This window comes from Arthrobacter sp. MSA 4-2 (assembly GCF_016405885.1).
Lineage (GTDB): Bacteria > Actinomycetota > Actinomycetes > Actinomycetales > Micrococcaceae > Arthrobacter_D.
The window spans coordinates 97,740-120,982 of sequence record NZ_JAEKGC010000013.1 but is presented as its reverse complement, the minus strand read 5'-3'; the positions used below and the strand labels follow the sequence as shown (position 1 = coordinate 120,982).

The following is a 23,243-nucleotide window of genomic DNA, read 5'->3' as shown; positions in this document are numbered from 1 at the left end:
CCCGGTCTGTTGTGGGGGCGGCTCAGCCGCCGGTGGCGGGGTTGTGCGCCTCCGGCACGGGGGTGAAGCCACCGGTGGAGCCGAAGCCGTTTGCGCCGCGCACCGATTCGGGCAGTTCCTGGACCTGTACGAAGGTCGCCTGCTCGACCCGCTGGATCACGAGCTGCGCCACCCGGTCGCCGCGCGCCAGGTGCACTGTTGCGGAGCGGTCGGTGTTCAGCAGGATGACCTGGACCTCACCGCGGTAGCCGGCATCGATGGTGCCGGGGGCATTGACGACGGACAGCCCGTGTCTGGCCGCCAGGCCGGAGCGGGGGTGGACGAAGCCTGCGTAGCCGGCGGGCAGGGCGATGGACACCCCGGTGGGAACCAGCCGGCGCTCCCCCGGCGCGAGCGATACGTCGATGCGGCTGCGCAGGTCCGCGCCGGCGTCCCCCGGCTGGGCGTAGGCGGGCGGTTCGAGGGCGTCGTCGAGCATCACGATCTGCACCTGCAGGTCCTGCTGCGGGTCTGGCACGGGCTTCTCCAACCTCTGGTGTGCACCGGTGCCGGCAGCGCCGGCAGCGGTGGGACGTTCGCTGAACTTGGACGTTCGGTGAACCTGAACTGATGGTGTTTCTGTCGCTGCGGTGGTCTTCGCGGGGGTGCCGCGGGTGGACTCCGCGGCGGGCAGGGCGGGCCGCCATCCCCGGGCTGATCTTCCACCGCTGCTGCTGCCCCAGCACACCACTTTAGCGCCTCGGGCGCTGGGTGGAGGCCCGCCGCCGGGATGAAACCTCTCGGCAAAAGGTGTAAGTGTTAGAGCATGTCGAAAGCCGCAGAAGGGTCCGTGGAGGACACCGTCATCTATTCCGAGCGGCTGTGGCCATCACCCTGGGTCTGGCTGCTGGTGCTGGGTGCCGCCGCGGCGTCCATCGTGACCTTTGCCCCCATCGATGTGTTCATCGGGTTCGCGGCGGCAGCGGTGATCGCGCTGGTCCTGGTGATCCTGCTTGTCCTTTCCACCCCGCGGATCCTGGTCACGCCCACGACCCTCACGGTCGGCCGGGCGACGATCGAGCGCCGCTACCTGGGCGCGGTATCGGCCTACACCGGCGACGAGGCGACCGAGCAGCGCGGTACCGCCCTCAACGGCCTGGCCTACCTCTGCATCCGGGGCTGGATCTCCCCCGTGGTCCGGATCGAAGTCACCGACCCCGAGGACCGCACCCCGTACTGGCTCGCGTCCACCCGCAGGCCCAAGCAGTTCACTGCGGCCCTCGAAGGCTGAGCCGGCTCAGCCTTCGCACTCGCTGCAGAACAGCAGCCCGTTCTTCTCGCGCGCGATCTGGGAGCGGTGGCGGACCAGAAAGCATGAGGAACAGGTGAACTCGTCGGCCTGCGCGGGCAGGATCTGAACGGTCAGTTCCTCATGTGAGAGGTCGGCCCCGGGCAGTTCGAAGGAATCGGCAGCCTCGGTCTCATCCTCGTCGACCACCGGCGACTGCACGGCGGCGGCCGTGGTGCGCAGTTCCTCGATTGGCTCGGCGGCTGTTACTTCATCGGTGGTGCTCGACGCGTCGTAGTCGGTCGCCATGGTGGTTCCTTCACGCTCCGGTCTTCGGGGGCAGCAGCTGGGCCGGTCCGGAAAGCCCTGGCCCGGCCCCGGTGTGTGGGACTTTTACCAGTGCATTCTGCCTCATTGGGGCGGTCCCGGTGCCGCTGCCCGGCGCCCGCCGTGTCGGCGGGGGCGCGCACCGTGTCGGCCGGAGTGCCCGCCGGGCCGGGCGGCTGCCGTCGGCCGCCTGGCTGCCGCAGCCCAAGAAACCGCGCCACACCACGGGGTGTAGTAGGAATGACGGGCATTCAGTGGCAGAGTTTCGACTAGTAATTACTGTCGGCTGGAGGATTTTAATGCAGGAGCTGCGCCTGGTTGGTGTGGATGGCGATCATCTGCTGTTAAGCGGCGACGGAGGAGCCTCGTTTCGTCTGCCGATCGACGAAGCCCTTCGAGCGGGAGCGTCCCGGCAGTCGACGCGGGTCGCTCCTGCCGCCCCGCCCTCCCCGACCGGCCGGACCGGCCCGTCGACCCACCTGACGCCGCGGGACATCCAAGCCCGCATCCGCAGCGGCGCGACGGCGCAGGGGATCGCCGAGGAGTCGGGGCTCGAACTCTCCCACATCCTGAGGTACGAGGGCCCCGTGCGCGCTGAGCGCGACTACATGGCCTACCTCGCCCAGCGCGTCGAGGTGGCGGCGCCCCTTCCCTCCCACGACGGTTACCGCTCCGCCTTCGGCGACAACCCGGCCCAGCTCGGTGAAATGGTTGCGTTCCGGCTCGAGGCCTACGGGGTCGACGCCGCGAACATCGAATGGGACTCCTGGCGGCGCACCGACGGCGCCTGGACGGTGGTGGCCCGCTTCGACCTCCCCGAAAGCTCGGCCGTGAACGTCGGCGAGGAACCGCCCGCGCAGTGGACGTTCAACCCCTCCCGCAAGACCGTCGTGAACGCCAACCGGTGGGCGCAGCTGCTGAGCGAACTCGAGCCGCTCGACGGGCCGCTCCCCAACCGCCGGCTCAGCGCCGTCGCCGACCGGGTCTTCGACTTCGAGGCCGAGAAGGCCGCGGAGCCCCCCGTCGAGACCCACGACGACGCCGACGGCCTCCTCGATGTCCTGCGCTCGCGCCGCGGCCAGCGGCTCGGGGCCGACGAGGACAGCGATGACAACCTCGCCGAACTGCTGACCAGGGGAAGCATTCCCGCGGCGCACCCACGCGATGGATTCGAAGCCGAGGACGGCTCACTGCCCCCGGGACTGAGCCTCGCTCCTGCGCCCCGGGAGAGTGGAGAGGACCCCGACCTCCACGCTGACGGCTCGCCCCGGCTCTACCATGGGGTCAGCACCGAGACCCGCGAGATCAGCATTTTCGCCGTTCCGGTCCGCGCCGCCGACGAGGACGGCGCACCTGCCGATGGGTCCCGGGGTAGAGACACTCCCGACGCCTCCGGGACGCCCGCCCAGGCAGGCCCGGGCGACCGCCGGGAGCAGTCCGGCGATAAAGGAAGGGACGGCGGTGCCGCGGCCAAGGCCGAGGAACCGGCCGACCGGCGCATCAAGCCCAAGCGCTCAAGCGTGCCCAGCTGGGACCAGATCGTCTTCGGCACCAAGGGCGACTAGCTGTACGCGGCCCGTGCGCCGCGGCGGGCGGGAAGGATCTAAGGGTTCCCACGACCCGGTTTTTCGCTAGGATCCCGCCGGGCTCCCTAGCGAGCCCAGCGGTTTCCCAGGATCCCCCGGCTCCCCAAAGCCCTGCGGGTCCCCGAATTCCCGCCGGCGCCTCAGAGCGTTGCCGGTTCCGCCTCCGGGGCCGGCTCGAACGGCAGCGGCAGTTCGTTGCCCACCAGCGCGTTCGAGGCGCGCGAGGTCTGCCGGCGCATGTGGTGCCTGCGGCACAGCGTCTCGTACTCGGTGACCGGCTCCGCCGCACCGGCCGACCGGGGCGTTTGCCTCACGGCATCGGGGTCGGCCGCCGCCTCGACGTCGCCGACAACCATCTGGTCCCCCTCGACGACCATGGTGCCGTCCACGATGCGCGCGTTATGGGTGGCGCGCTTCCCACACCAGCACAGGGCCTCGACCTGGAGTACCTGGATGCGGTCCGCAAGCTCCACGAGCCGCTGGGAACCAGGAAAGAGCCTCGTCCTGAAATCCGAGGTGATGCCGAAGGCGAAGACGTCGATGTCCATGTCGTCGGCGATGCGTGCCAGCTGATCGATCTGGTCCGCGGTGTAGAACTGCGCTTCGTCGCAGATGAGGTAGTCCACCCGCGCACCCTGCGTGAGCCGTCCGGTCACCTCGCTCCAGAAGTCGGTGTCTGGGTGCACCTCGACGGCGCGGGTCTGCAGCCCCAGACGGCTTGAAATCATCGACTCGCCGGCCCGGTCGTGGGAGCTGAACAGCACGCCCTTCCGGCCACGGGCGCGGTGGTTGTGCTCTATCTGCAGGGCAAGCGTCGATTTTCCGGAGTCCATCGTGCCGCAGAAAAACAGAAGTTCAGCCATGGTTCGGCCTTTCGGGGGTGGGCTTCGTCGCCCGCCGTGCGGGGACCTTCCGGGCGGGTTCGGGCCGGCGCAGCGTCAGCAGCGGCACCTCGCGCTCGGCCCGCGTCATTGACCCGTGCTGGCCGATCACCTCGAGGGCGGATGCGGAGGTGCGCCGGGTGTCGAAGAGGGCGATCGGCTCGCGCGCGGCCACCAGCAGGTCTCCGATCCGAGGGAGCACCGAGGCATCGACGGTGGGCCCGAACAGGCCGGACTGCACCGCCTCCCCCCGGGTCAGGATCCAGGCCTGGCGTCCGAAGGCCTCCTGCCAGGCCGACCGCAGCCGCTCCCGGCCGGCGGTGTCCAGGCCGGGTTCGAAGTAGAGGTGGACCATCCGCGGCTCCCCGGCGGTGTGGGCGATCCCGTCCACGAGGGCGGGCCGGGCCGAGTAGTCGAAGCGCTGGCCCTCGGCGACATCGACCATCCCGTGGTCGGCGGTCAGCAGCAGCAGGGTGTCCGCCGGCATCTGCCGGGCGAGGGACTTCATGGCCGAGTCGAGGTCCTCAAGCCGGTCCGTCCAGTCCGTTGAGGCGCAGCCGTGGCGGTGGCCGGCCTTGTCGAGGTCGTTGAGGTAGAAGTACATGAGCATGGTGTCGGCGCTGGCGAGCTGCTCGGCGGCACCACGCACCCGTGCCTGCAGCGTGCCCGCGCCGAGGAAGCTCCCGCCCCGCAGCGCCGCGCGGGTCATCGGGGAATCGGCGAAGCGGGACTGGCTGACCGTGACGACCGGAATGTCGCGGGCGGCGCGTTCGAACACCGTGGGATGGGGCTGCCAGGTCCCCGGGTCGACGCCGTCGTCCCAGTTGCCGAGCATGTTGACCACCTTGTCCTGCGCGGGATCGAGCACGTCGTACCCGACCATGCCGTGCAGCCCCGGCGGCAGGCCGGTGCCCAGGCTCGCCAGGGAGGCCGCGGTGGTCGAGGGGAACGCCGACCCGAGGGTGCGGGCGCCCTCAAGGTGCGTGCGCAGGAACGGGGCGTGGCCTCCGCGCTTCTTCAGCAGGGACAGCCCGAGACCGTCCACCATCACCACGCAGACCCGCCGGGCGGGCGGCAGTCCGAGGGCGTTGCCGAACCCGCCGAGCCCGAGGGCCGCGGCGGCGCTGGTCAGGACTTCCCCGACGGTGCCGGCGCCGTAGGCCGGCGGTGCGGGCAGGGGTTCGAGATGCGTCGAGAGGCTCGTCACGGACCCTCTACCGCCCGTGGGGGGCCCGGGTGAACCGTCCGGCGAAGCCGGGCTGGCGTCGTCCTCCGCCGTCGGAGGTCAGCACGGCGCCGCCTCCCACGGGGCTGGCGGTGTTCACCTTGCGCAGCGCGCGGGCGAAGGACTTCGCGTTCTGGACCGCCTGGACGCCGTCGGCCTCGGCGCTGACGCGCAGCACGATGTCCTCCTGGGCGATCGTGCCGGTGTAGCCGTGGTCGGCGTCGCACTGCGGGTCCCCGCAGGAGGCCGGGCCCATGTCCAGGCGCTGCCCGCCGGACCAGGCTATAGCGAGGGTCATTTCCCGCGCCGGATCGGAGGGCTTGTAATCCTGGGGCTGGGCGTAGAGGTAGCTGAGGACGACGGAGCGGATCTGGCTCACGGGAACGGATTCGGTGGAGATCTGGGCGGTGACCTGCTCACCGGCATCGTCGAGCTGCTGGTCGTCGACGTGCGTGATGACCAGCATGTCCTCGGTGAGGACGAGCACGGTGATGTGGCGGTGCACCTCGGTGCGCTCGAAATGGGTCTCGAGGTGCACAACATGGGAGAGCGGCTCCCGGCCGTCGAGCGCATCGTGGACGACGTCGGCGACCAGCCGTGGGTAGAAGCCCGCGCGCTCAAGTGAGGAATCGAGGTCACGACGCTGCGGGGAGAGCGAAAGGGTCATGGTCCCAGTTTCCCCTACCCGCGTCCGCTCTGCCTAACCGCCGGTGGGCGGCGGGTGCATCCGGTCAGTCCCTCATCGCCCGGCGGGCGCTGTCGGTGCGGTGCCGCGGGTTGCCGACGTCGATGGTGGCGCTGAGGATCGCCAGGCCGGAGGTGGCCACCAACACGGGGTTGAATTCGAGCAGGGCGATCTCGGGGTGGTTGTCCTTGAGCAGGGCCACCCTCGCCACGAGGTCCTCAACGGCGGCGATGTCGGCCGGGGGCAGGCCCTGGTAGCCGAACAGCTTCCGCGACGCCCGCGGTGCCCGGACCAGGTCGGCCACATCGACGGTGGTCAGGGGCGGAACGCCGTGGGCCCAGTCGTCGAGCACGTTCACGGCGTCCCCGGCCAGACCGAAGGACAGCACCGGGCCCAGGAGCGGGTCCTCGATCGCGCGCAGGGTGCACGCCTGCCCCGAAGGCGCCATCGACTGCACCTCCATGCCGAAGCTTCCGAAGGGGGCAAGCGCCTTCTCCATCGCGACGATATTGGCCCGCAGCGCCTCGGCGTCCTCGATGCCCAGGCGCACCCCGCCCAGGTCGAGGCGGTGTCTCAGGTGCTCGTCGGTGGTCTTCAGCGCCACCGGCCAGCCGAGCTGGTCGGCGGCCTTCACGGCCTCGTCGGCGGAGTCGAACGAGGCCGAGGGCAGCACGTCGATCCCGTAGTGGCCGAGGAGCACCGCACCCTCCTCGGCGCTCAGGCGCGTCAGGCCGACGCCGCTGACCCGGCCGAGGATCCCCTCGAGCTGCTCGGCGGCCGCGTCGTCGTCCGTTCCGGGAAGCTCGGCGTACTCGCCGTGGTCCCGGGCGCGCCAGCGGGTGTAGGCGACGACGGCGCCGAGGGCCGCCACCGCGGCCCCCGGGCTGGCGAAGGCCGGAAGCCCGCGCTGCAGCCCTGCTCCCGCCCGTGCCTCATCCGCCGCCGGAACCGCCGGGTCCGCCGGGGAGGCCTCCACGAGGCCGTCGAGCTGCAGCTGCGGGTCGAGCACGCCGGTGAAGGAGGCGACCACGGGCTTGCCGGCGGCCTCCCCGCAGGCCTGCAGGGCCGCGGAGACGGTCTCTGCGGGCAGGCCCCGGGCCGGAAGCGTGGTGATGATCGCCGCGTGGACGTCCTCCCGCGCCAGCGCCCCGGCCACAGCGGCCTCGAGGGACGGCAGGGCGACCGACTGGCCCGCGTCGAGGTCCAGGTCCGCCACGACGGCGGCCACCGTCATCCCCTGGGCGGTCACGGCGTCGGCGAGCACCTTGCCCAGGGCGGCGGAATTCGAGAAGACGGCGATCCCGGGCCCGGCCGGCAGCGGCTGGGAGGCGACGATCGAGGCGACGTCCATGAGCTGCTCGGTGGTTTCCACCCGGATCACCCCGGACTGGCGCAGCATCGCGTCGAGGGCGGCCGGCGGGGCCTGCGTGGTGCGCACCGCGTGCCCGGGCGGCAGCTGCAGGCCCGTCACGGGTGACTTTGCCACGATCACCGGCTTGGTCTGCGCCAGCCGCCGGGCGATGCGGGAGAACTTGCGCGGATTGCCGATCGTCTCGAGGTAGAGCGCCACGGCCGACGTGGCGCCGTCGTCCTCCCAGTACTGCATGGCGTCATTGCCGGAGACGTCGGCCCGATTGCCTGCGGAGATGATCGAGGAAACCCCGAGTCCGCGGCGGGCCGCGGCCGAGTACAGCAGCACCCCGAGGCCGGCGGATTGGCTGAACAGGGCGAGGCCCCCGCGCCGGGGCAGGGCCGGCGCCATCGAGGCGTTCAGGCGCACCGAGGGGTCCGTGTTGACGATCCCCAGCGAGGCCGGGCCCACCACGCGCATGCCCTGCGCCCGGGCCCGGGCCACCAGGGCGCGCTGCCGGGCCAGGCCCTCCGCGCCGTCCTCGGCGTACCCGGAGGTGACCACCAGCAGGCCGCGGACGCCGGCGGCGGCACATTCATCCACCACCGGGTCCACCTGGTCCTTCGGCACGGCGATGACGGCCAGGTCCACCGGGCCGGGGACCTCGCGCACCGAGGCGTAGGAGACCCCGCCCCCGAGTTCGAAGGCCTCCGGGTTCACCGCGTACACGGTGCCGGCGAACCCGCCCTCGGTGATGTGCCCAAGGAGGGCGTGGCCGACGCTGCCCCACCGGCGGCTGGCGCCGATCACCGCGACCGAGGCGGGGCTCATCAGGCCCGCCACGCTGCGGGCCTCCGCCCGGTGTTCCCGTGCCTCCATCACCGCCCGGGACTTCCGCGTCGCATCGATGTCGAACCGGAGCTCGACGACGCCGTCGTCGAAGTGGCGCTCGACCTCGTAGCCGGCCTCGGCGAAAACCGTGATCATCTTGCGGTTCTCCGGGAGCACCTCGGCGGAGAAGCGCCGGATGCCGTTCTCCCGGGCGGCCGCGGCGAGGTGTTCGAGCAGGATCGAGCCGACCCCGCGGCCCTGGTAGGCGTCCGAAACGTTGAACGCCACCTCCGCCTCGGTGGGGTCGTCCAGCCGGTCGTAGCGGCCGATCCCGATGATGTCCGCGCCCCGGGTGATGACGAACGCCACCCGGTCGTGGTGGTCCACCTCGGTGAAGCGCTTGAGCTCCTTGGCGCTCAGCGTGGCCTTGTAGGTGAAGAACCTCAGATAGATCGAGTTCTCCGACTGCCGGCCGTGGAAGGCCTGGACGGCGTCCGCATCCGAGGGCGCGATGGGCCGCAGATGGCCCGTCCCGCCGTCGCGCAGCACGACATCGGCTTCCCAATATTCGGGGTAATGTCCGTCGGCCACCATAGACTCAGCGTAGTGGGCAACGTCGGCGCGCGTCTGTAGCGCGTCCGGGCCCGCCAACGAAATGCCCGCAGATCCAAGTTGAGGAACCCCCACCGCTATGGCCAGGCGCCAAAAAACAGCTCCGCCCGAAGACTTCACCGAGAACATCATCGACATCGATGTCGAGTCCGAAATGCAGGACTCGTTCCTCGAGTACGCCTATTCGGTGATCTACTCGCGCGCGCTCCCCGACGCCCGCGACGGCCTGAAGCCGGTGCAGCGGCGCATCCTGTACATGATGACCGACATGGGCCTGCGTCCCGACCGCGGCCACGTGAAGTCCGCCCGCGTCGTCGGGGAGGTCATGGGCAAGCTGCACCCGCACGGCGACGCCGCCATCTACGACGCGATGGTCCGCATGGCCCAGGACTTCTCCCTGCGCCTGCCCCTGATCGACGGCCACGGCAACTTCGGCTCCCTCGACGACGGCCCCGCCGCCCCCCGGTACACCGAGGCCCGGCTCGCCGCCCCGGCCCTGAGCCTCACCGACCACCTCGACGAGGACGTCGTCGACTTCGTGCCGAACTACGACAACCAGCTGATGCAGCCGGAGGTCCTGCCGGCGGCGTTCCCGAACCTGCTCGTCAACGGCGCCAGCGGCATCGCCGTCGGCATGGCCACCAACATGGCCCCGCACAACCTCGGCGAGGTCATCGCCGCGGCCCGCCACCTGATCGCCCACCCCGACGCCGGGCTCGACGACGTGATGCGCTTCATCCCCGGGCCCGACCTGCCCAGCGGCGGCAAGATCGTGGGCCTGGCCGGGGTCCGCGATGCGTACGCCACCGGGCGGGGTTCCTTCAAGACCCGGGCGAAGGTGGAGATCGAGCAGCTCTCGGCCCGCCGCACCGGCCTGGTCGTCACCGAGCTGCCCTACACCGTGGGCCCGGAGAAGGTCATCGAGCGGATCAAGGACGCGGTGACGTCCAAGAAGCTCCAGGGCATCTCCGACATCGTCGACCTGACCGACCGCATGCACGGGCTGCGCCTGGTCATCGAGCTGAAGAACGGCTTCAACCCCAACGCCGTCCTCGCCCAGCTCTACCGGCACACCCCGATGGAGGATTCCTTCGGCATCAACAACGTGGCCCTGGTGGACGGCCAGCCCCGCACGCTGGGTCTGCTCGAACTCCTCCAGGTGTACGTCGACCACCGGATCCTCGTGGTCCGCCGGCGCACCGCGTACCGGCTGGGCCGCAAGAAGGACCGCCTGCACCTGGTCGAGGGCCTGCTGATCGCGATCGTCGACATCGACGAGGTCATCCAGATCATCCGGTCCTCCGACGAGGCCGCCGCCGCGCGGGAGCGCCTGATGTCGATCTACGACCTCTCCGAGATCCAGGCGAACCACATCCTCGAGCTGCGGCTGCGCCAGCTCACCAAGTACTCGCGCATCGAACTGGAGAAGGAGCAGGACCAGCTGCGCCGCGAGATCGAGGAACTCGAGCGGATCCTGGGCTCCGAGGAGCTCCTGCGCACCCTCGTCTCCGACGAGCTCGGCACCATCTCCGAAAAGTTCGCCACCCCGCGGCGCACCGTGCTGCTGGAGTCGGAGGCCGCGGCCCCCCTGAAGGGCTCGGCGCTCCCCGAGGCCGCGGGCAAGGGCGCCAAGTCTGTGCTGCCGCTGGAGATCTCCGACGACCCGGTCTGGGCGGTGCTATCGGCGTCGGGCCAGATCGCGCGGACCGCCGACCGTGAACCGCTCACTGACGGGCAGCGGATCAAGCACGACGCCTTCCGCTCCATCGTGCCCACGACGGCGCGGGCCGAGATCGCCGCGGTCACCTCGAGCGGACGCATGATCCGCCTGCAGGTCATGGACATGCCGGCCCTTCCGCCCAGCGCCGGGGTGCCCAACCTTGCCGGCGGCGTGCCCGCGAAGGAGTTCATCACCCTTGAGCGCGGTGAGACCCTCGTAGGCCTGGCGCCGCTGAACACTGTGCTGGCGCTCGGCACGGCCCAGGGCGTGGTGAAGCGGGTGACCCCCGAGTACCCGCTGAACCGGGACGACTGGGAGATTATCGCCCTGAAGCCGAAGGACGCCGTGGTGGGCATCGCCCCCGCCGGGGACGACGACCAGCTGGTCTTTCTCACCCGGCAGGCCCAGCTGCTTCGCTTCGCGGGCTCCGCGGTGCGCCCGCAGGGCAGGACCGCCGGAGGCATGAGCGGCATCAAGCTCGCCGCGGGTGACTCCGTGCTGTCCTTCAGTGTGGTCGCTGCGGCGGACCCGACCGCCGTCGTCGTCACCGTCGCCACCTCAAGCGGCGCCCTCCCCGGAACCTCCCCTGGGTCGGTGAAGGTGACCGATTTCGCCGAGTACCCCGCCAAGGGCCGGTCAACCGGCGGCGTGCGGGCCCACCGCTTCCTCAGCGGCGAGGACGGCCTGGCGCTGGCGTGGGCCGGGCACGGACCGGCGAAGGCGGCGTCCTCCACGGGTGTGGCCCGGGCCCTGCCGACCGAGCACGGCCGGCGTGACGGGTCGGGAATCGCCCTGACCCAGCAGATCGACGTCATCGGTCCGGCACTGTCCTGGCCCGCGGCGGAGGACGGCGGGTCGGCTCCGGCTCCGGCATAGCCCGGCGGGGAGCCGGCCAGCGGCAGGGCCGCGTCTGAAACGACCAGCGGACCCGTTAACGACGAGCGCACTCCAAAGCGGCGAACGCACCCGAAATTCCGGGTGCGTTCGTCGTTTCCGGGTAGGCGGACCGCTTTCGGGTGCGGTGCCCTCACCGACCTCTCCGTGGCGTGAAGGGCACACCTACCTGCGACGACCGAACCAGAACGCGACCAGCGCACCCGAAAGCGACGGCCGAACGGGAAATATCAGGCGCGCGTGTCGTTTTCGGGTGCGCCTGTCGCGGTTGGGCGCACCGGCCGCCGCAAAAAGGCACGGTGGGGAGCCCTGCGCCCGGTGGTCAGGCCAGGCCAGCCGACGGCGGGCAGGCCAGGGTGAGCGACGGCGGTCAGGTCATGGTGAGGTCGAACGCCAACGAGCGCTGCGTGGGCACGTACCCCATCCGCTCATACAAGCCGAGGGCGCCCGAGGGGTTCTCTGTATCGACACCGAGGCCGGCGCTGTCCATGCCTCCCGCACGGAAGCGCCGCATGGCCTCCGCCAGCAGCGCCGGGGCCAGGCCACGGCCCCGCCAGGCACGGCGGACCCCCAGCAGATCGGTGTAACCCTCGGCCCGGCCGAGAAGCTCCCGGGAGTCCGGATCGAAGCTGGCCATCTGGTAGGCGGCCACGGATCCTGTCTGCTTCTCCACTAGCGCCAGGCTCCAGTCGGCCCGGAACTCGGGATGGGCGGTGACGAAGCCCCAGGCTTCCTCGTCGCGCGGCTCGCTTCCCCAGTGGTCCGCGAAGGCGTCGTTGTGCGCGAGTCGAACGCCGTCAGAAATCGCATCATGAAAGGTCACAAGGTCAAGCTCCGCCGGCAAGGCGAGATCGGGGATCGGCTCCGAGAGGGGGCGGGTCATCTCGGTGAAGTACCGCACGATGGTGCTCCCGCTGAGTGCGAGCAGCGCCACATGGGAGGGGTTCCGCTCCTCGACGTACGTCCGAAGCACCCCGCCCTTGACGCCGGCACCGGCCAGGCGCTCCCGTGCCCGGCGCTCCTGCCAGGTGAAGACCGCCCGCCCGATCCCGCGCCGCCGCCACGCCGGGTCGACGCCGCCGGCGCTGTGGGCCGTCACCGAATCAGGGTTCAACATGATCCGGCCGAAGGCGCGGGCGGTCCCGTCGGCGTCGAGGCCGAGCAGGGTGTCTACGCGCGGATCGTTCTTTGACGACGCCAGCGCCTGCTCCAGGTCGGCGCGGTCCTCGATCCAGTCGGGCTTGTCCTCGGCTGCCATCCTCAGGATCAGCTCATGCCATTGGTCGACGTCCTCCACCGTGATGGGGCGCCAGGTGAGAGAAGCGGGCAGGGCGGAAGGCTCAGACGGGCTCATACGCCCAGCGTAGGTCACCCCTGCCGGGGAACACATCCCGGCCGGCGTGCCGTCCGATCCGCACCTCCTCCTCGCACAGCTCCGCCTCGTGGGCGTCGTGCGTCACGAGCAGCACGGCCTTGTCGGTCAGCCCCAGGCGCAGGTCGCGCAGGAGGTCACGGGCGCCGGCCGGGTCGAGGTGCGCGGTGGGCTCGTCGAGCAGCAGGACGTCGGCATCGGTCAGGAGGGCCCGCGCGACGGCGAGCCGCTGCCGCTGTCCTCCGCTGAGCCGGGTGCCGCCCGCACCGACCCGCGCGTCCAGCCCCTCGTCGAGCCCGTCGAGGAAGGGGCCGAGGCCGACGGTGTGCAGGACCCGGATAAGCTCCGCCTCGGAGATGGGGGTGCCGTCACTGCGTGCGAGCTGCAGGTTGGCCCGGAGCGTCGAGTTGAACAGGTGGCTCTCCTGGGGACACCAGGCGATCCGGCGCAGTATCGAATCCCCGGGGGCTGCTCCGCTGCCGTTCACCAAGAGGTTTCCAGACCTCAGGGGCAGGAATCCCAGCAGGGCGCCGATCAGGGTCGACTTGCCGCTGCCCGAGGGCCCTGTCAGCGCCGTCCAGCGGCCCGGCTCCAGGGTGAGCGAGACGCCCGAGACCACCGGTTCGCCACGGCCGTACGCGACCGCCGCGTCCTGCAGGGCGAGAGACCGGATGGGTCCGGCGGGTCCCGCGGCGGCGCGCTGCCCGGGGTCCAGCGCGCCGGCTCCAAGGCGGACTCCGGTGGAACGACGGCGGCCGCGGGCCGCTGATTCCGCACCGGAGCGCCGCGCCCGGGCTCCGGAAGGGGCAGGGCCGTCCTGCCCGTCGGGTTCCGGTGCGAGGACCGGATGGAGCCGAACGGCAACGGCGCGCAGCGGCCCCCAGTGCTGCACGGCCGCGGCGCCGGCCCCGAAGGGTTCGATCAGCGCGAGCTGCATCAGGGCGATGACAGCCGCGGTTTCGGCCGGAACGCCAGCGGACACCGTCAGCACGCCGATCGCGCCGGCGGTGCAGGCGAGCACAACGAGGCCCTGGCCGGTGCCGGCCGCCCACGCCACCCGGCGCAGCCCCCGGGCGGCACTGTGGTCCAACGCCTTCCAGCGGCTCAGCGCCCGGCCGGCGGCGTCGTTCACTGCAAGGTCCGGTGCTGCGCGCAGCAGCCGCGCGGTGAGCTCCAGGGATTCGGCCCGCCGCACCACGTTAGCGGCACCGGCGGCCCGGTCGGCCACGACCGCCGCGGCCGGCGCCGCCACGAGCGCCGCGGCGGTGACCGCCAACTGCCAGCCGAGCGCTGCAGGGAGCAGCAGGGCCGTGGTCAGGATCGCCGCGGCCCCGGTCAGGAGCGCCGTCAGGGGCGGCAGGACCGCTCGGGGAGTCAGGTCGCGCAGTTCGTCGACATCCCCCACCAGGCTTTCGATGCCGCCGGAGCCGCGGGCGAGCGTCCGCCAGGCTTCGGACCGGTGCAGCAGGCCCTCCCACACTCGCAGGCGCACCCGGTCGGCCCGGGCAAAGACGGCCCGGTGCAGGGCGAGCCGTTCGCAGTATCGCAGCAGGGAGCGTCCGATGCCGAAGAACCTCACCCCCACGATGGCCGTGAGCAGGTACAGGATGGGCGGCTGCTCGGCCGCCCGCACAATCAGCCAGCCGGAGACGGCGGTCAGGGCGACGGCGAACAGGGAGGAGCCCAGGCCGAGGCTGGCGGCGCCGAGGAACCGCGGCTCCCACGGCCGGACCAGGGCCAGCACCGCCCGCAGACCCGCGGCGGGGACCTCCGGGGCGGCGGACGGCCCGGGGTCGGAGACGGAGACGGGACGGCCGGAACGGTCGGCGCCGGAGGAGCCGGCGTCGTCGGCCGTCGTGCCCGCCCGGGTGCCGCCCTGCTGCGCGGACTCAACCGGCCGCGCGGTAGTGGCCAGTTCCACGGAGGTGCCCGCTTCCACGGCAGCGGTCAGCGCACCGGGCCCGGCCACACCGTTGGGTACGGCCGCGGAAAGGACGCCGTCCAGTGCGGCGGGCCCACCGAGGACGACGGTGGCATCGGCGAGCCCTGCGGTTCGCTCGTCGTGCGCGATCAGCAGCACCGTGAGGCTTCCACGGAGCCGGCGCAGGACGCCGCGGATGGCTTCGGTGGAGGCCGCATCGACGTGGGCAGTCGGTTCATCGAGCAGCAGCAGGCGCACCCCGGGCTGGTGCCGGGCGCGCAGCAGGGCACGGGCAACGGCGACCCGGCGCGCCTCACCGGGGCTCAGTTCGCCGGTCCGCCGGCCGAGCAGCTCCGGCCCGCCGACCGCGGCGAGACCGTCGGCGAGCGCCGGGTCGCCTGCGGCCAACCCGGCGTACAGGGCGAGTTCCTCCCCGACGGTGTCGGAGAGGAACTCCGGGTGCTGGGGCACCCAGGCCACCGAGCCCGGGGCGGCACCGGACAACGTGCCCGTGATTTTCAGCCCGGGCACTGCGGCCGTGCCCGCGAGCAGGGCCATCAGGGTGGATTTGCCGCTGCCGCTCGGCCCGGTCAGTGCCGTGATGCGCCCCTCGGCAAGGCTGAAGGTGAGCCCGGCGAACAGCGGGCCGCCGGCCCCCGCGAAGCGTGCGGTGAGGTCGGAGACCGCGACGGCGTCCCGGTCCGTCCGCGCCCCGTGCCGGGGCCGCGGAGCCTCTAGGATGGCGCGGACGCGCCCGCCGGCCTCCCTGCCGTCCTCGCTGGCGTGGTGGGCGGCCCCCACCTCGCGCAGGGGCGTGTAGCACTCAGGGGCCAGCATGAGGGCGAGGAGAGCGGTTTCCAGCCCGAGGTCACCGTGGATCAGGCGCACTCCGGCGAAGACCGCCACGACCGCCACCGAGATGGTGCTGATGAGTTCGAGGGCCAGGGAGGACAGGAACGCGGTGCGCAGTGTGGCCATGGTGCGCGCCGAGGAGCGGTCGGCGATGTCTGCCAGGGCCCGGGTCTGCTGCGCCGCACGGCCCAGGCCCACGAGCACCGGCAGACCCCGGGCCAGTTCCACCAGGTGGTCCGACAGCCGCGCGAGGGCGGACGCGGCGTCCCGGGTGCGCTCCTCGGTGTGGAGTCCGATCAGGATCATGAATACCGGCACCAGCGGGACGGTCAGCAGGATCACCACGGCGCTGATCCAGTCCGCGGCGAGGATCCTCACCCCCACCAGCAGCGGGACAACGGCGCAGGTGACCAGCGCGGGCAGGTACTGGGTGTAGTACTTGTCGAGCCCGTCGAGGCCGCGGGTCAGCAGCACACTCAGCGCACCCGTGCCGGCGGCTTCCGGGGCGCGGGAACCGGCCTCTCCGCCGGTACCCGCCGGCAGGACCGCGCTGCCGCCGTCGCCGACGACGCGTTCCAGGGCGGCGTGCCGCACCCGTTCCTTCACCCCGACGACAAGCCGCGCGGCGGTGACATCCTGCCCCCAGGCGGCCAGGGTGCGCAGCACGACGCCGGCGGCACCCTGGATCAGCAGCGGTCCGGGTTCGAGCCCACCGTCCGCGAGGGAGGCGATCCCAGCGGCAAGGGCCGAGGCCACCAGCACCAGTCCGGCGGCCTTCGCCGCCGCGAGGACTCCGAGCAGGTACACCGCAGGCGTCGAGCCGACCGGACCGGCCGGGGACTCCGGCCCCCTCCTGCGGCGTCGTTCCGTGGCGTTCACTCCGGGGGCGCTCACAGTGGGGTCACGGCGTGGGCCGCAGGGATGCTCCGCTCGGAGATCCGGCGCCGGAACACCCAGTAGGTCCAGCCCTGGTAGGCGAGGATGAGCGGCAGCCCGAACGCCGCCACAATGCTCATCAGGCCCAGCGTGTACGGGGAGGACGCCGCGCTGTCCACCGTCAGGTCGAACAGCGGATCCAGGGTCGAAGGAAGCACCACGGGGAAGGCAGCAGCGAAGATTGAGCCAATCATCAGCACCATCGCCGCCCCCAGCGCCGCGAAGGCGCGGCCGTCGCGGTTCCCGCGCGCCGAGCGCCAGGACGCGGCGGCGCAGCCGGCGGCAAAGACCAGCGCCAGGGCGGTGAGCATCGTTCCGCCGCGGACCTGCACGGTGAGCGCCCAGGCGAGCATCGGCAGCAGCGCGAAGGGCAGGCACCGCCGCACCACCCGCAGCGCCGCGCCGCGCACGCCGCCCTCCGTCTTCAGCGCCAGGAACGCGGCGGCGTGGACCAGGCAGAAGAGCACCACGGCCGCGGCGCCGAGCAGCGCGTAGCCGTTGAACCAGGCGAACGGGCCGCCCTCGCGGTCGCCGTTGGCGTTGATCGGCAGGCCGGTGGTGGTCAGGGCCAGCGCCGCGCCGATGCCGGCGGCGGCCGTCAGGGACCCCAGGGCGATGGCCCAGTCCCAACGGTTCCGCCATGCGGGGCTGTCGACCTTGCCCCGCCACTCGAAGGCCACTGCCCGGAAGATCAGGCCGAGCAGGACGGCGGTGAAGGGCAGGTAGAGCGACGACAGCAGGGACGCGTACCAGGCGGGGAACGCGGCGAAGGTGGCGCCGATGGCGGTGATCAGCCACACCTCGTTGCCGTCCCACACCGGCCCCACGGTGTTCAGCAGCACCCTGCGCTGGGAGTCAGTGCGGTAGACGAGCTTCATCAGCATGCCCACCCCAAGGTCGAAGCCTTCGAGGAAGAGGTAGCCGGCCCAGAGGACGGCGATGAGGACGAACCAGAGGGTGGGAAGAGCCTCGGACATGCGGGGGTACCTTTTTCTGTGTCGGCCGCGGGAAGCGGCTCTTAGTACGCGAAAGAGAGGACGTCGGCGTCGTCGGCCCGGTGCCCGGACCCGCCGTCGTGGTCCGCCGGGGTGTGGGCGAGCTCGGGCATGGCCGAGGCCACTCCGCCGCGGACGTAGGTGAAGAGCAGACGGACCTCGATGACCAGCAGCACCGCGTACACCGAGGCGAGGGCTATCAGGGAGGTGAGCAGTTCGGCCACGGTGACCCCCGGGGAGACGGCGGCGGCGGTGAACATGAACACGCTGTCGATGCCGGCGAACTCGGGGTTCGGTGCGACGACGAAGGGCTGGCGGCCCATCTCGGTGAAGATCCAGCCGGCGGCGTTCGCGCCGAACGGGGCGAGGATGCCGAAGACTGCAAGGCGCATGAGCCACCGGGACTCGGGGACGGTGCCCTTGCGCAGCACCCAGAAGGCGATGCCGGCGGCGAGGGCGGCGATGGCACCGAAGCCGATCATGATGCGGAAGCCCCAGTAGGTGACCTCGAGGACGGGGAGGTAGTCGATCTCGGTGCCGGCGCGGTCGCCGTAGATGGGGTTGTCGGGCAGGTGGGTCCCGTACTTCTCCTGGTATTCGGGGACCAGCGTGTTCACGCCCTTGACTTCGGTGGTGAAGTCGCCGTTGGCCAGGAAGGAGAGGACGCCGGGAACTTCGACGAGGGCCACGATGTCGTCGCAGCTCTGGGAGCCGAGGTTGCCGACGGAGAGCACGGAGAAGCCGGTGCCGTCGTGGCAGGCGGCCTCCGCGGCGGCCATCTTGATGGGCTGCTGATCGAACATGAGCTTGCCCTGGAGGTCGCCGGAGACGGCGGTGCCGGCGAAGGCGATCATGGCGACGACGGCGCCGAGCCGGGCAGAGCGCAGCCAGACCCGGTGGTCGGTGGCGTCGCGCGACGGAGCGGCCGCGGCGCCGATCTGGACCCGGCCGGACGCGTCGACGGTGTCAATCCCGTCGTTGCGGCGCTTCCAGAGGTGGTACCAGCTGATGCCGAGCAGGAACGCCCCGGCGACGGCGAGGGCACCGAAGACCGTATGGGGGAAGGCCACCAGCGCGGTGTTGTTGGTCAGCACCGCCCAAATGTCGTTCAGGACCGGCCGGCCGTCGACAACCTCGTACCCGACCGGGTGCTGCATCCAGGAGTTGGCCACGAGGATGAAGTAGGCGGAGAGCACCGAGGCGAGCACCGCGGCCCACAGGCAGAGCAGGTGGACCAGCTTTGGCAGTCGCTGCCACCCGAAGATCCAGAGGCCGAGGAAGGTCGACTCCACGAAGAAGGCCAGCAGTGCCTCAAGCGCCAGGGGTGCGCCGAAGATGTCACCGACGAACCGGCTGTATTCGCTCCACGCCAGGCCGAACTGGAACTCCTGCACCAGCCCGGTCGCCACGCCCATGATGAAGTTGATCAGGAAGAGCTTGCCCCAGAAGCGCGTCATCCGCAGGTACGATGCCTCGCCCGTGCGGTACCAAAGGGTTTGCATCACCGCCACCAGCAGGCCGAGGCCGATGGTCAGCGGGACCATCAGGAAGTGGTAGACGGTGGTGATGCCGAATTGCCACCGGGCAATTTCCAAGGCTTCCATGAAACCCTTTCGCGTACACCGCGGGCTGCGCGGCCGTTGTTCTACGTCGTGTAGAAATCTTCTTCTACATAGCGTAGAACAAATTTTATGAGGCTTCTACGTGACGTAGAAACCAGCGGCAAAACGCGGTATCCTTTAAGTCGTAGAGCTGTATCCTGCGCCTGCCCCATCGGCAGGCGTGGCACCAAATGCATCATCGGATTTCGCAGAAGGAAGAACATGGCAACCCTCGGAGACCTCGAACGCACAGTGATGGACCTGCTGTGGTCAACACCCGGGGCACTCACGGCCAACGAGCTGCGCGATTCGATCGCCGTCGTCCCGGCCGGCGCCGAGACCGGGCGGGAGCTCGCCGTGACCACTGTGCTGACCGTTTTGTCCCGTCTGGAGAAGAAGGGCCTGGTGCAGCGCGAGCGCGACAGCCGGCCCCATCGCTACAAGGCGGTCACCAGCCGCGCCGACCACACCGCCGAGCTGATGCACGAAGTGTTCGTCAAGGCGCCCGACCGCGAGGCGGTGCTTGCGCGTTTCATCGGCAGCGTCTCGGAGTCGGAGGCGCAGACCCTGCGCAGGCTGCTCGGCGCCTAGGCCCCAGTGCTCTGGGCGTCATACTTTCTGGCGGCCCTCGCGGTGTTCCTCGCGTGGCCGGCGCCCATTGCGCTCTCCCGCGCCCGCTGGCCCGCGCGCTCCCCCTTCACGGCCATGGTCCTGTGGCAGTCGATCGCCCTCGCCGGCGGGCTCTCGATGATCGGGGCCATGCTCGTCTGGGGCCTGGCCCCGCTGGGCGATAATCTCGTGTCGGCCTCTATCGGACTGTGGAACGTACTGATGGAGCAGAAGCCGGCCGAGACCCTCGGAATCATCCACGTCTTTGCTCTGAGCGCGGCGACCCTGTTGGGCGTCCACCTGGTCTTCACGCTGATGCTGACCTTCATTCGTATCCAGCGCCAGCGCCGGCGCCACCGCAGCATGTTGCGGTTGCTCAGTTCGCCGGTGAAGGACTCCCCCGCGACCCTCGTGATCAACCACCCCACGCCCGTTGCCTACTGCCTGCCCGGGGGGGCTCGCTCGGTGACCGTCCTGTCCGACGGACTCCTTGAAATGCTCAGCCAGGAGGAACTCAACGCCGTCCTGACCCACGAAAATGCCCACCTCCAGCAGCGCCACCACCTGCTCCTGTGGGCGTTCGCCGCCTGGCGTTCCGCCCTGCCCTGGCTGCCCACCTCGCAGCTGGCACAGGTTGCGGTGACGGAGCTGATCGAGATGCTGGCCGACGACCAGGCCCTCAAGCACGTCGACGAAGGCACCCTCGTGCGGGCCATCGCGATCGTCGCCGCCGGGTCACCGGCCGTGGCTGACACCGCCCCGTCGGCGGAGACACGGCTGGAGCTGCCGGCACCGGACCGCGGAACCATGGCCGAGGACTGGAGCACCTCGGTCCAGCGCCTGCGCCGGCTGCTGACCCCCCTGCGGCCCCTGACGGCCCTGCAGCGCGCCGTGGCCCTGGGCTCGGCCGGTCTGCTGCTGGTGTTCCCTCCCCTGCTGCTGATCGCCCCCGCACTGCCCGGGTGAGGTCGCCCCTCGGGGACAGCTCGGGGCGTCGGGGCCGCGCCCGTTCACGACACACCCGTCCGAAAGCGACATCCGTACCGGCAATATCCGGTGCGAAGGACGCTTTCAGGCGCGCCCGTCGTGATGTGGTGCGGAATCCGGCCCGGTGCGGTTCCGCTCGGTGAACGCCCGCCGTCGGCTCCGATGACCCCGATTACGACGCCCACACGCAGAAACGACGTCCGCACCGGAAAAATCCGGCGCGGACGTCGCTTTCGGGTGCGGGCGTCGCTATCGGGTGCGGACGGCGCTTTGGCGTGCGTCGGCTAGCCGCTAGGCGTCAATGCGGTCCCGGTCCAGCGTCGCGGCACCGGCGACGATGAAGTCCTTCCGGGGTGCGACATCGCTGCCCATCAGCAGGTCGAAGACCCGCTCGGCCGACTCGGCCTCGGAGATCCGCACCCGGCGCAGCGTCCGGTGGCGCGGATCCATGGTGGTCTCGGCGAGCTGGGCGGCGTCCATCTCCCCCAGGCCCTTGTAGCGCTGGATGGGTTCCTTGAAGCGCTTGCCGGACTTCTCCATGGCGGCCAGGAGCCGGTGCAGCTCGTTTTCCGAGTACGTGTAGACCATCTCGTTCGGCTTCGAGCCGGGATTGATGACCTCCACCCGGTGCAGCGGCGGCACCGCGGCGTACACCCGGCCCGCCTCCACGAGCGGGCGCATGTACCTGAAGAACAGGGTCAGCAGCAGGGTACGGATGTGGGCGCCGTCGACGTCGGCGTCCGTCATGAGGATGATCTTGCCGTAGCGCCGCGCATCGAGCTGGAAGCTGCGCCCGGAACCGGCCCCGACCACCTGGATCAGCGCCGCGCATTCCGCGTTGGAGAGCATGTCGCCCACCGAGGCCTTCTGCACGTTGAGGATTTTGCCCCGGATGGGCAGCAGGGCCTGGTAGTCCGAGGACCGGGCGAGCTTGGCCGTTCCGAGGGCGCTGTCGCCCTCGACGATGAACAGTTCGGACCGTTCGGGGTCGTCGATGCGGCAGTCGGCGAGCTTGCTGGGCATTGAGGAGGTCTCGAGGGCGTTCTTGCGGCGCTGGGTCTCCTTGTGCACGCGGGCGGAGATGCGCGACTTCATCTCCGCAACGACCTTCTCCAGCAGCAGTGCCGACTGGGCCTTGTCGGCGCGTGCGGTGGAGTTCAGCCGGGCGGTGATTTCCTTCTCCACGACCTTCGCCACGATGGCCTTCACCGCGGAGGTGCCGAGGATCTCCTTTGTCTGGCCCTCGAACTGCGGTTCGGCCAGGCGGACGGTGAGGACGGCGGTCAGGCCCGCGAACACGTCGTCCTTCTCGATCTTGTCGTTGCCGGCCTTGAGCTTGCGGGCGTTGGCCTCGATCACCTTGCGAAAGGTCTTCAGCAGGGCCTGCTCGAACCCGCTCTGGTGCGTGCCGCCCTTGGGGGTGGCGATGATGTTGACGTAGCTGCGCATGGTCGTCTCGTAGCCGATGCCCCAGCGCAGCGCGATGTCGACCTCGCAGTCCCGTTCGACCTCCGCCATCTGGCTGTGCCCGCGCTCGTCGAGCACGGGAACGGATTCCTTGAACCGGCCCGAGCCGTGGATGCGCCAGACGTCGGTCACTGCGGCGTCGACGGCGAGGAACTCGGCGAACTCGGAGATGCCGCCGTCGTGCTGGAAGACCTGTTCCACCGGCCCGGCCTCGCCGGGGGTGCCGGGGATGCGGCGCTCGTCGCGCAGGGTGATCCGCAGGCCCGGGACCAGGAAGGAGGTCTGCCGGGCGCGGGTCTCGAGCTCTTCGTAGGAGAACTTCGCGTCCGGGGTGAAGATCTGCCGGTCGGCCCAGTAGCGGATCCGGGTGCCGGTGACGCCTCGCTTGGTGGTGCCGACGACGTCGAGCCGCGAGCTGTCGAGGAAGGGCTCGAACGCCGCGGTGGGCGAGATCGTCTTCCCGTCCACGAAGCGGCCGGGCTCGCCGCGGCGGAAGGACATCTTGTAGGTCTTGCTGCCGCGGTCAACGTACACGTCGAGCCGGGCCGAGAGGGCGTTGACGACGCTGGCGCCGACGCCGTGGAGGCCGCCGGAGGCGGTGTAGGAGCCGCCGCCGAACTTGCCGCCGGCGTGGAGCTTGGTGAAGACCACCTCGACGCCGCTGAGCCCGGTCTTGGGCTCGGCGTCCACCGGGATGCCGCGGCCGTCGTCGTGGATCTCGACCGAGCCGTCGGCGTGGAGGATCACGGTGATGCTCTGGCCGAACCCGGCCAGGGCCTCGTCGACCGAGTTGTCGATGATCTCCCACAGGCAGTGCATCAGCCCGCGGGAGTCCGTCGAGCCGATGTACATCCCCGGCCGCTTGCGGACGGCCTCAAGGCCCTCGAGGACCGAGAGATGGCGTGCGGTGTAGTCGGAACTGAGTGGGGTCACGTTGGGGTGGTCTCCTTGACGCGTGGCTGGAGTGAGGAATCCAACGCCCGGAAAGGGCCGCTGGACACCAGGGTCAAGCTTATTACCCGGCACCGACATCGCCGTGCAGGCCCGGCCGGGACTGCGGCTCCAGTTGTGATCCCGGGCACCTCCGGCAGTGTCAAGGCGGGCCCTCCCTACGCCGGGAGCGA

Annotated in this window: 16 protein-coding genes; 5 read left to right on the top strand and 11 right to left on the bottom strand. The window is 70.8% G+C overall.

Features of this window, described 5'->3' with window-relative positions; all coding sequences use genetic code 11:
• Nucleotides 1–22: 22 nt before the first annotated feature.
• A complete protein-coding gene (gene dut, locus I6N91_RS14535; protein ID WP_307843369.1) occupies nucleotides 23–517 on the bottom strand; it encodes a dUTP diphosphatase in 495 nt (164 codons plus the stop codon).
• Nucleotides 518–805: 288 nt separating this feature from the next.
• Here dut and I6N91_RS14530 point away from each other — a divergent pair, with 288 nt between their 5' ends.
• Nucleotides 806–1,270 carry a DUF3093 domain-containing protein gene (locus I6N91_RS14530; RefSeq protein ID WP_198813753.1) on the top strand — a complete coding sequence of 155 codons (465 nt, stop codon included), beginning with the start codon at nucleotides 806–808 and terminating at the stop codon, nucleotides 1,268–1,270.
• 6 nt (nucleotides 1,271–1,276) lie between these two features.
• Here I6N91_RS14530 and I6N91_RS14525 read toward each other — a convergent pair whose 3' ends face one another.
• Complete coding sequence (locus tag I6N91_RS14525) at nucleotides 1,277–1,576, bottom strand: DUF4193 domain-containing protein (RefSeq protein WP_120169594.1); 300 nt, start codon at nucleotides 1,574–1,576, stop codon at nucleotides 1,277–1,279.
• Nucleotides 1,577–1,893: 317 nt separating this feature from the next.
• Between I6N91_RS14525 and sepH the strand changes: the two genes are divergently transcribed.
• The gene (gene sepH / locus I6N91_RS14520) at nucleotides 1,894–3,159 is read left to right on the top strand and encodes a septation protein SepH (RefSeq protein ID WP_198813752.1); all 1,266 of its coding nucleotides are present in this window, start codon (nucleotides 1,894–1,896) and stop codon (nucleotides 3,157–3,159) included.
• 161 nt (nucleotides 3,160–3,320) lie between these two features.
• Here sepH and I6N91_RS14515 read toward each other — a convergent pair whose 3' ends face one another.
• The 4 genes from I6N91_RS14515 to I6N91_RS14500 form a co-directional block, all read right to left on the bottom strand.
• Entirely contained in the window at nucleotides 3,321–4,043 is a 723-nt protein-coding gene (locus tag I6N91_RS14515) for a thymidine kinase (protein ID WP_198813751.1), read from the bottom strand.
• Nucleotides 4,036–5,268 (bottom strand): alkaline phosphatase family protein, encoded by a 1,233-nt coding sequence (locus tag I6N91_RS14510; protein ID WP_198813750.1) that lies wholly within the window; start codon nucleotides 5,266–5,268, stop codon nucleotides 4,036–4,038. Before I6N91_RS14510 ends, I6N91_RS14515 begins: the two co-directional genes overlap by 8 nt.
• A 7-nt stretch (nucleotides 5,269–5,275) precedes the next feature.
• Nucleotides 5,276–5,953, bottom strand: a complete 678-nt coding sequence (locus tag I6N91_RS14505) for a DUF5998 family protein (RefSeq protein WP_198813749.1) — start codon at nucleotides 5,951–5,953, stop codon at nucleotides 5,276–5,278.
• A gap of 64 nt (nucleotides 5,954–6,017) precedes the next feature.
• The gene (locus I6N91_RS14500; RefSeq protein ID WP_198813748.1) at nucleotides 6,018–8,747 is read right to left on the bottom strand and encodes a bifunctional GNAT family N-acetyltransferase/acetate--CoA ligase family protein; all 2,730 of its coding nucleotides are present in this window, start codon (nucleotides 8,745–8,747) and stop codon (nucleotides 6,018–6,020) included.
• Between the two features lie 97 nt (nucleotides 8,748–8,844).
• Between I6N91_RS14500 and I6N91_RS14495 the strand changes: the two genes are divergently transcribed.
• Nucleotides 8,845–11,361 carry a DNA topoisomerase (ATP-hydrolyzing) subunit A gene (locus I6N91_RS14495; protein WP_198813746.1) on the top strand — a complete coding sequence of 839 codons (2,517 nt, stop codon included), beginning with the start codon at nucleotides 8,845–8,847 and terminating at the stop codon, nucleotides 11,359–11,361.
• A gap of 388 nt (nucleotides 11,362–11,749) precedes the next feature.
• Here the strand turns inward: I6N91_RS14495 and I6N91_RS14490 are convergent, their stop codons facing one another.
• Genes I6N91_RS14490 through I6N91_RS14475 form a run of 4 tightly spaced genes read right to left on the bottom strand, consistent with a single transcriptional unit; the run spans nucleotide 11,750 to nucleotide 19,059 of the window.
• Entirely contained in the window at nucleotides 11,750–12,733 is a 984-nt protein-coding gene (locus I6N91_RS14490) for a GNAT family N-acetyltransferase (protein WP_233091876.1), read from the bottom strand.
• Complete coding sequence (gene cydC / locus I6N91_RS14485; protein WP_198813744.1) at nucleotides 12,720–16,418, bottom strand: thiol reductant ABC exporter subunit CydC; 3,699 nt, start codon at nucleotides 16,416–16,418, stop codon at nucleotides 12,720–12,722. Before cydC ends, I6N91_RS14490 begins: the two co-directional genes overlap by 14 nt.
• Nucleotides 16,415–17,437: a cytochrome d ubiquinol oxidase subunit II gene (cydB, locus tag I6N91_RS14480; RefSeq protein ID WP_198813742.1), complete on the bottom strand. Its 1,023-nt coding sequence runs from the start codon at nucleotides 17,435–17,437 to the stop codon at nucleotides 16,415–16,417. The genes cydC and cydB overlap by 4 nt, the downstream gene beginning before the upstream one ends.
• A 41-nt stretch (nucleotides 17,438–17,478) precedes the next feature.
• Entirely contained in the window at nucleotides 17,479–19,059 is a 1,581-nt protein-coding gene (locus I6N91_RS14475; RefSeq protein WP_198813741.1) for a cytochrome ubiquinol oxidase subunit I, read from the bottom strand.
• Between the two features lie 219 nt (nucleotides 19,060–19,278).
• On the opposite strand from I6N91_RS14475, the gene I6N91_RS14470 reads away from it, so the two are divergent.
• Nucleotides 19,279–19,647, top strand: a complete 369-nt coding sequence (locus tag I6N91_RS14470; protein WP_198813740.1) for a BlaI/MecI/CopY family transcriptional regulator — start codon at nucleotides 19,279–19,281, stop codon at nucleotides 19,645–19,647.
• 6 nt (nucleotides 19,648–19,653) lie between these two features.
• On the top strand, nucleotides 19,654–20,631 hold the full coding sequence (locus tag I6N91_RS14465) for a M56 family metallopeptidase (RefSeq protein ID WP_198813739.1): 978 nt from the start codon (nucleotides 19,654–19,656) through the stop codon (nucleotides 20,629–20,631).
• 312 nt (nucleotides 20,632–20,943) lie between these two features.
• Here the strand turns inward: I6N91_RS14465 and I6N91_RS14460 are convergent, their stop codons facing one another.
• The gene (locus tag I6N91_RS14460) at nucleotides 20,944–23,052 is read right to left on the bottom strand and encodes a type IIA DNA topoisomerase subunit B (protein ID WP_198813738.1); all 2,109 of its coding nucleotides are present in this window, start codon (nucleotides 23,050–23,052) and stop codon (nucleotides 20,944–20,946) included.
• Nucleotides 23,053–23,243 lie beyond the last annotated feature (191 nt).